The sequence below is a fragment of the Cobetia sp. genome, from assembly GCF_983723665.1.
Genome location: NZ_CFDJES010000007.1, coordinates 7,115 through 13,947, shown reverse-complemented (window position 1 = coordinate 13,947; position 6,833 = coordinate 7,115). Strand labels below are relative to the sequence as shown.

Here is a 6,833-nt window from a genome sequence, read left to right as displayed (position 1 = left end):
TGACCCATTCATCGAGTGCCGAGAGATAACTGATCTGCCGTTCGATAGGACGGCAGGCGGAAGTCGCATAGCTTTCCGGCGGAGATTGCCTGTATGACACAACCTGCTTCTCGCCCGCCGGCCACGGTCAAGCCGCCATTCTGGCGTGACCCGGCCAAGCGGGCACTGATCTTCCAGCTATTGATGCTGGCAGGCGTGTTCGGTGTGTTGGCGATCATCGTCAGCAATACCCTGACCAACCTCGAAAGCCGTGGCATCACCACCGGCTTTGCCTTTCTGGACAACACCGCAGGCTTTGGCATCCTGCAGAGCCTGATCGACTATTCCGAGCAATCCACCTATGGCGATACCTTCATCGTCGGCCTGCTCAATACCTTGTTGATATCCGCGCTGGGTGTCATCGCCGCGACCGTGATCGGCTTCGTCATGGGGGTCGCGCGTCTGTCCCCCAACTGGCTGATCTCACGGCTGGCGGCGGTCTATATCGAAGTCTTCCGCAACATCCCGCTGCTGCTGCAGATCTTCTTCTGGTATTTCGCCGTCCTGAGAACCCTGCCGAGTCCGCGTGGCTCGCTGTCGCTGGGCGAGGCGTTCTTCCTCAACGTGCGCGGTCTGTTCGTGCCGGCTCCCATCACTTCCAGCGGTTTCTCGGTGGTGATTGCGGTGTTCGTGCTGGCCGTCGTCGCCAGCGGCATCTTCAGCTACTGGAACCGCCAGCGTCAGGCCCGTACCGGTCAGCGCCTGCCGGCGGGCTGGATCTCGCTCGGTCTGATCATCGTGGCGCCGCTGCTGGCCTACTTCGCGATGGGCATGCCGCTGAGCTGGGAGCTGCCGGAACTCAAGGGCTTCAACTTCCGTGGCGGCATCACGGTCGTCCCCGAGTTCCTCGCCCTGTGGGTCGCGCTGTCGGTCTATACCGCAGCCTTCATCGCCGAGATCGTGCGTTCCGGCATCGAAGCGGTACCGCACGGCCAGACCGAAGCGTCACGGGCGCTGTCGCTGTCCGGTGGCATGACACTGCGTCTGGTGGTGGTGCCGCAGGCGCTGCGCGTCATCATCCCGCCGCTGACCAGCCAGTATCTGAACCTGATCAAGAACTCGTCGCTGGCCACGGCCATCGGCTATCCCGATCTGGTCTCGGTCTTCGCGGGTACCACGCTCAACCAGACCGGTCAGGCCATCGAGGTGATCGCCATGACGATGCTGGTCTATCTGACCATCAGTCTGCTGGTCTCCATGTTCATGAACTGGTTCAACGCCCGCATGGCGTTGGTCGAGCGCTGAGGGTCTGCCCATGTCGATTGAAAAGACCCTGTCACGGGTCACCGAGAAGATGATCGATTCCCGTCCGGCGCCGAGCGACAGCATCGGCGCGGTGGCCTGGTTGCGCAGCAATCTGTTCGCCGGACCGATCAATACGTTGTTCACGCTGTTCGCGCTGTATCTGGTCTATCTGCTGGTGGTGCCCAGCCTGCAGTGGGCGCTGATCGATGCCAGCTGGAGCGGCACCTCACGAGAGGACTGCACGGGGGAGGGCGCCTGCTGGGTCTTCATCAGTGCGCGTCTCGATCAGTTCATCTACGGCTTCTACCCGAGCGAGGAAACCTGGCGGGTCGATATCGTCTTCGCCGTCTTTGCGGCTCTGATCGCCTGGCTGGCGATTCCGAAGCTGCCGGCCAAGGGCTGGGTCGCCATCGTCAGCCTGGCGGTGTTCCCCTTCATCGCCTACTTCCTGCTGCATGGCGGCAGCTTCGGCCTCGAGATCGTCGGTACCCACGAGTGGGGCGGTCTGATGCTGACACTGGTGCTGGCGGTGGTGGGTATCGTGGCGGCACTGCCGCTGGGGATCCTGCTGGCGCTGGGGCGTCGCTCCGAGATGCCGATCGTGAAGAGCATCTGTGTGGTGTTCATCGAGTTCTGGCGCGGTGTGCCGCTCATCACGGTGCTGTTCATGGCCTCGGTGATGCTGCCGCTGTTCGTGCCTGGCGAGGTCAATCTCGACAAGCTGGTGCGCGCGCTGATCGGCATCACCCTGTTCCAGAGTGCCTACATGGCGGAAGTGGTGCGTGGTGGCCTGCAGGCGATCCCCAAGGGGCAGACCGAGGCCGGCATGGCGCTGGGGCTGGGCTACTGGCGCAACATGGGGCTGATCGTCCTGCCCCAGGCGCTCAAGCTGATGATTCCCGGCATCGTGAACACCTTCATCGCCCTGTTCAAGGACACCTCGCTGGTACTGATCATCGGGCTCTTCGATCTGCTCGCCATCGTGCAGGCCGGTCTCGCCGACCCCAAATGGCTGGGCTACTCCATCGAGGGCTATGCCTTCGTGGCGCTGGTCTTCTGGGTCTTCTGCTTCAGCATGTCGCGCTACAGCCAGTATCTCGAGCGCCTGCTGCATACCGGTCACAAGAAGCGCTGATCACGGCGCCAAGGAATCTTCATCATGACAACGACAACATCCGCCTCGCAGGGCAACACCGGCGCCGATGAGCGCCCGATGATCGAGCTCAAGGGTCTCAACAAGTGGTACGGCGACTTCCACGTGCTGCGCGACATCAACCTGAGCGTGCGCAAGGGCGAACGTATCGTCATCTGTGGCCCTTCGGGGTCCGGCAAGTCGACGATGATCCGCTGCATCAATCATCTTGAGGAGCATCAGGAAGGCGATATCGTGGTCAACGGCATGCCGCTGACCCAGGACATCAAGCAGATCGAGGCGATCCGTCGCAACGTCGGCATGGTGTTCCAGCACTTCAACCTGTTCCCGCACCTGACGGTGCTCGAGAACTGCTGTCTGGCGCCGATCTGGGTGCAGAAGCGGCCGCGCCGCGAGGCGGAAGCCGAAGCCATGAAGTACCTGGAGCGCGTGCGCATCGCCGATCAGGCCCACAAGTTCCCCGGTCAGCTGTCCGGTGGCCAGCAGCAGCGTGTCGCGATCGCGCGCTCGCTGTGTCTGAGCCCGGAGGTGATGCTGTTCGATGAGCCGACCTCGGCGCTGGACCCGGAGATGATCAAGGAAGTGCTGGATGTCATGGTCGAACTGGCCAATGAAGGCATGACCATGCTGTGCGTGACCCACGAGATGGGCTTCGCCAAGACCGTCGCCGACCGCGTCATCTTCATGGATCAGGGCCAGATCATCGAAGAGAACGCGCCGGAACCGTTCTTCAACAATCCGCAGTCCGAGCGGACCCAGCTGTTCCTCAGCCAGATTCTGGGGCATTGAGGCCACGGACTGATCGGATGCTGTAAGCCGTAAACAGAAAACGCCCCGCGTGATTTCCATTATGCGGGGCGTTTTCGTGTGTGAGCCGCAAGGCAGTCAGTGGGTGCTCACTATCAACTCATTCCGCTAAATAAATAGGCTCGCTTAGAGGCTGGGCTCGGTGCGGCGTACTTCGCTGCTGTGGGTGTCTGGCAGCTCTTCATCGCTGCCCAGGCTTGGCTCCTGCGGCTTGGCCGCGGCCTTGGGCGAGGCAGCGGCAGGTGTATCGGCAGATGTCGCCGTCGCCGCTGTGGCAGCGGGGGCTTCTTCGCCTTCGCGCGGCCAGGTGACGCTGCGTGGCTTGCCGACCCAGCTGTCGTCATTGTCGTGCACCGCCGGACGGCGCGAGATGGAGCGCGTCACCAGCGCCGCGGCATCCAGGGTGTGGTTGCCCCCGCGAATGCTCAGCAGGTGATGCGGCGCCATCAGCAACTCGAACAGCAGGCGCGTCATCACGAAGGCCAGCAGGAAGCCGCCGACACCCTGCGCCAGTACCGGCCACTGCGCGACCAGCGAGTTGTCAGGCCCGATGGGCGTCAAGTGCTGCAGCGTCCAGCCACTGGCAGCCGCCAGCAATCCCAGCTGCAGCATCAGGTGAGCGGTGACCAGCACGCGCCGGGGCAGCGGGCGGCGCATCAGGAGCAGATTGCGCATCGAAACTTCTCCGAGAAAAGACCACAGGATGAGGGGAGCGGTGGCAGACGGGCAGGCGGCACCCCGCGTTGGGCGGATGTTAGCACGCACTTCGCCATCGACGTCATGTCCGGGAGTCGCGACGCCAGTGTCGGTTCCGGCAACGATGGAGGAGCGTTGCATGTGGCTGGCGGGGTAAAGGAAAGGCCGGGCATGCCGATACAGAGGGCGGCACGTACCGATGATGACGCCGGTACACCGCATGCCTGCATGCCTTGCCACCGAGGGGCAGACCGACGCGCTCTGCGCTGGCGCCCCCGGCCCCCTTCCCGATGGATTTGAACCAAGGAGTGGCGATGTTTGCCTCGTTACGTGCGCGCATCACGTTAGCCTGTGTGGCGATAGTGCTGGTGGCGCTGGTGGTCGTCAGCAGCCTGAATGCCTGGACCACGTTCCGCAATACGCATGCCGATGAGAGCGACTACCAGCAACAGTTGCTGAGATCGAACGCCGCCCAGCTGAGCCAGTGGTTCAGCGTGCATATCAATGCGGTGAGCGGCATCGCGGCCAGTAGCCTCGAGAACTTCCCCGATGCCGCCTTGACCCAGGCGATGAAGCAGGGTGACTTCAGCAAGACCTATGTCGGCTTCCCGGATGGTCGCTTCCGTTACTTCGATGGGCGCCCGGGGCGGGCAGGTTATGACCCGCGCCAACGTGGCTGGTATCAGGCGGCGGTGGCGACCGGTAAGCCCGTCATCACGGCACCCTATGTCGGTGCCACCAGTGGCGAACTGGAAATCAGCGTGGCGGCGCCGGTCTATCGCGGCTCACGGCTGGTCGCCGTGGTCAGTGGTGATCTGCCGCTGGCGTTCATCACCCGCACGGTCGCCGAACTCTCGCCGACGCCCAACAGCTTCGCCTTCCTGATCGACGATACCGGCACGCTGATCGCCCACCCGGATGATGCCCTGGTGCTCAAGCCGATGAGTGCACTCGCATCGGCCCTGACGCCCGAGACCCTGGCCAGCAGCAATCGCCTGGTGGCCGCTGGCCAGTCGGCACTGGTGGTCGATATCCAGCAGCGTGATTACCGCATGTTCAGTGCCGAGCTGGATTCGGCAGGGCTGGGAGACACCGGTTGGCGTCTGGCGCTGGCCCTGGATGTGGCCGACTCGGATGCACCGCTTTATGCCCAGCTGTGGACCACGCTGGCCATGACGCTGCTGGTGTTGCTGGGGGCGGCCGCCGTGATGTCGTGGATCGCCAGCCGCAGTCTGCGCGGCCTGGCACTGGTGCGTGATGCGCTGGTGGATATCGCTGCAGGCGAGGGCGATCTCACGCGGCGCATTCAGGTCAGCGGGCGTGATGAAGTCGCCGAGATCGGCAATGCCTTCAATCGCTTCGTCTCGACTCTCAATGGCGTGCTCAGCGAGATTCGCCTCGCCAGTGGCGCGGTACAGACCGCCGCCGCCGAGATCAGCCAGGGCAGTCAGGATCTGTCGTCACGTACCGAGCAGGCGGCGGCCAATCTGCAGGAAACCTCGGCCTCGATGGAGCAGATTTCCGGCACCGTCGCCCAGTCCGCGGACTCCGCACATGAAGCTGACGGGCTGGCCAAGTCGGCCAGTGAGGTCGCGCGTCGCGGCGGCGAGGTGATCGGAGAGGTCGTCACCACCATGCAGGGCATCGATGACGACTCGCGCAAGATCACCGAGATCGTCAGTGTCATGGACTCCATCGCCTTCCAGACCAACCTGCTGGCATTGAATGCCTCCGTCGAGGCGGCCCGCGCCGGCGAGCAGGGGCGTGGCTTCGCGGTGGTGGCCGGTGAGGTGCGTACCCTCGCCCAGCGCTCTTCCGAGGCCTCGCGGGAAATCGCCACGCTGATCAGCTCCGCCAACGAGCGCACGCGCAATGGTGCCGAACAGGTCAGGGTGGCCGGCAGCACCATGAACGAGATCGTCGCCAGCGTGATGCGTGTCAGTGAGGTGATCGGCGAGATCAGCCATGCCACCCAGGAGCAGAATCACGGTGTCGGACAGGTCTCCAGCGCCGTGGCCGAGCTGGACCAGGTGACACAGCAGAATGCGGCACTGGTGGAGGAATCCGCCGCGGCAGCGGATGCGCTCTCCGAGCAGTCGGCGCGTCTGGCCGAGATGGTGGGCCGCTTCCGTCTGGATGGCCCTGCGCAGCCGCCCGCAATGGCGCCGCGTAGCGCAGGCACCCTGTCCGCACAGGGCTCCAGTCCCCGTGCTGCCAGGCCCGTCGCATCGGAGGAGCTGGATTGGCAAGCCTGGTAAGGCCGTCAGCACGCGAGCCTGTCAGTCGCCAGTGACAGGCATCAGACGCCAGGGCCGCCCTTCGGGGCGGCCCTGGCGTTTTTGGTTATCTGCTTGCCTGTCGACCTTCAGGCGTCGGGCTGGCGGGGCGGTGTGCGGGAAATGAGCGGCAAGGGTTGAATGTGCGCAAGGGTGCCAGCATGTAGTCAATTGAAAGCGAAGCGATGATCGTCATTCTTCATCAACGACGCCTCACGAGAGACAGGGAGTGTGTAAATGGTTACTTACATCGTTGCTGCCGACGCCGCACGTGCACGTATCTTTGCCCGTGCCGCTGGCAAGGTCACCGAAGTGGAAAGCCTTGTACATCCTGAAAGCCGCCAGCATACCGGTGACCTGAGAACCGGTGGCAAGGGTGAATCCAGCGGCGGGCACGGCAGCCTGCATCAGACTGGCGATGATGGCGCGACCTCTGACAAGCATCAGGACTTCTTCGCCAAGGAAGTCGCGCAATACCTCAAGCAGACGGCCAATGACGGCAAGTTCGATCAGCTGATCATCGCCGCCGCGCCCAAGTTCCTGGGGGCGCTGCGCGACAAGCTCGACAAGCCGGTCGCCAAGCTGGTGACGGAAACCGTCGACAAGGACCTCTCCCA

6 protein-coding genes are annotated in these 6,833 nt (G+C 63.6%); 5 read left to right on the top strand and 1 reads right to left on the bottom strand.

Annotated elements, in window-relative coordinates:
* Positions 1-93 precede the first annotated feature (93 nt).
* From AC4FAH_RS01665 to AC4FAH_RS01655, 3 genes are all read left to right on the top strand, one after another.
* The gene (locus tag AC4FAH_RS01665; RefSeq protein ID WP_043331589.1) at positions 94-1,284 is read left to right on the top strand and encodes an amino acid ABC transporter permease; all 1,191 of its coding nucleotides are present in this window, start codon (positions 94-96) and stop codon (positions 1,282-1,284) included.
* A gap of 10 nt (positions 1,285-1,294) precedes the next feature.
* Entirely contained in the window at positions 1,295-2,419 is a 1,125-nt protein-coding gene (locus AC4FAH_RS01660; protein ID WP_043331588.1) for an amino acid ABC transporter permease, read from the top strand.
* A gap of 78 nt (positions 2,420-2,497) precedes the next feature.
* Positions 2,498-3,226, top strand: coding sequence for an amino acid ABC transporter ATP-binding protein (locus tag AC4FAH_RS01655; RefSeq protein ID WP_043331784.1), 729 nt, complete (start codon positions 2,498-2,500; stop codon positions 3,224-3,226).
* A 144-nt stretch (positions 3,227-3,370) separates the two neighbouring features.
* Here the strand turns inward: AC4FAH_RS01655 and AC4FAH_RS01650 are convergent, their stop codons facing one another.
* Positions 3,371-3,919: a hypothetical protein gene (locus AC4FAH_RS01650; RefSeq protein ID WP_490245580.1), complete on the bottom strand. Its 549-nt coding sequence runs from the start codon at positions 3,917-3,919 to the stop codon at positions 3,371-3,373.
* Between the two features lie 335 nt (positions 3,920-4,254).
* Here AC4FAH_RS01650 and AC4FAH_RS01645 point away from each other — a divergent pair, with 335 nt between their 5' ends.
* Both AC4FAH_RS01645 and AC4FAH_RS01640 read left to right on the top strand, forming a co-directional pair.
* Positions 4,255-6,198 carry a methyl-accepting chemotaxis protein gene (locus AC4FAH_RS01645; RefSeq protein ID WP_225347463.1) on the top strand — a complete coding sequence of 648 codons (1,944 nt, stop codon included), beginning with the start codon at positions 4,255-4,257 and terminating at the stop codon, positions 6,196-6,198.
* Between the two features lie 255 nt (positions 6,199-6,453).
* Positions 6,454-6,833: host attachment protein (locus AC4FAH_RS01640; RefSeq protein ID WP_490245579.1), on the top strand; the 380-nt coding region annotated here is incomplete at its 3' end.

What these genes read in the sequence shown, in the direction of transcription:
- AC4FAH_RS01665 (WP_043331589.1), top strand. Translation starts at nt 94, where the DNA reads ATGACACAACCTGCTTCTCGCCCGCCGGCCACGGTCAAGCCGCCATTC.
- AC4FAH_RS01660 (WP_043331588.1), top strand. Translation starts at nt 1,295, where the DNA reads ATGTCGATTGAAAAGACCCTGTCACGGGTCACCGAGAAGATGATCGAT.
- AC4FAH_RS01655 (WP_043331784.1), top strand. Translation starts at nt 2,498, where the DNA reads ATGATCGAGCTCAAGGGTCTCAACAAGTGGTACGGCGACTTCCACGTG.
- AC4FAH_RS01650 (WP_490245580.1), bottom strand. Translation starts at nt 3,919, where the DNA reads ATGCGCAATCTGCTCCTGATGCGCCGCCCGCTGCCCCGGCGCGTGCTG.
- AC4FAH_RS01645 (WP_225347463.1), top strand. Translation starts at nt 4,255, where the DNA reads ATGTTTGCCTCGTTACGTGCGCGCATCACGTTAGCCTGTGTGGCGATA.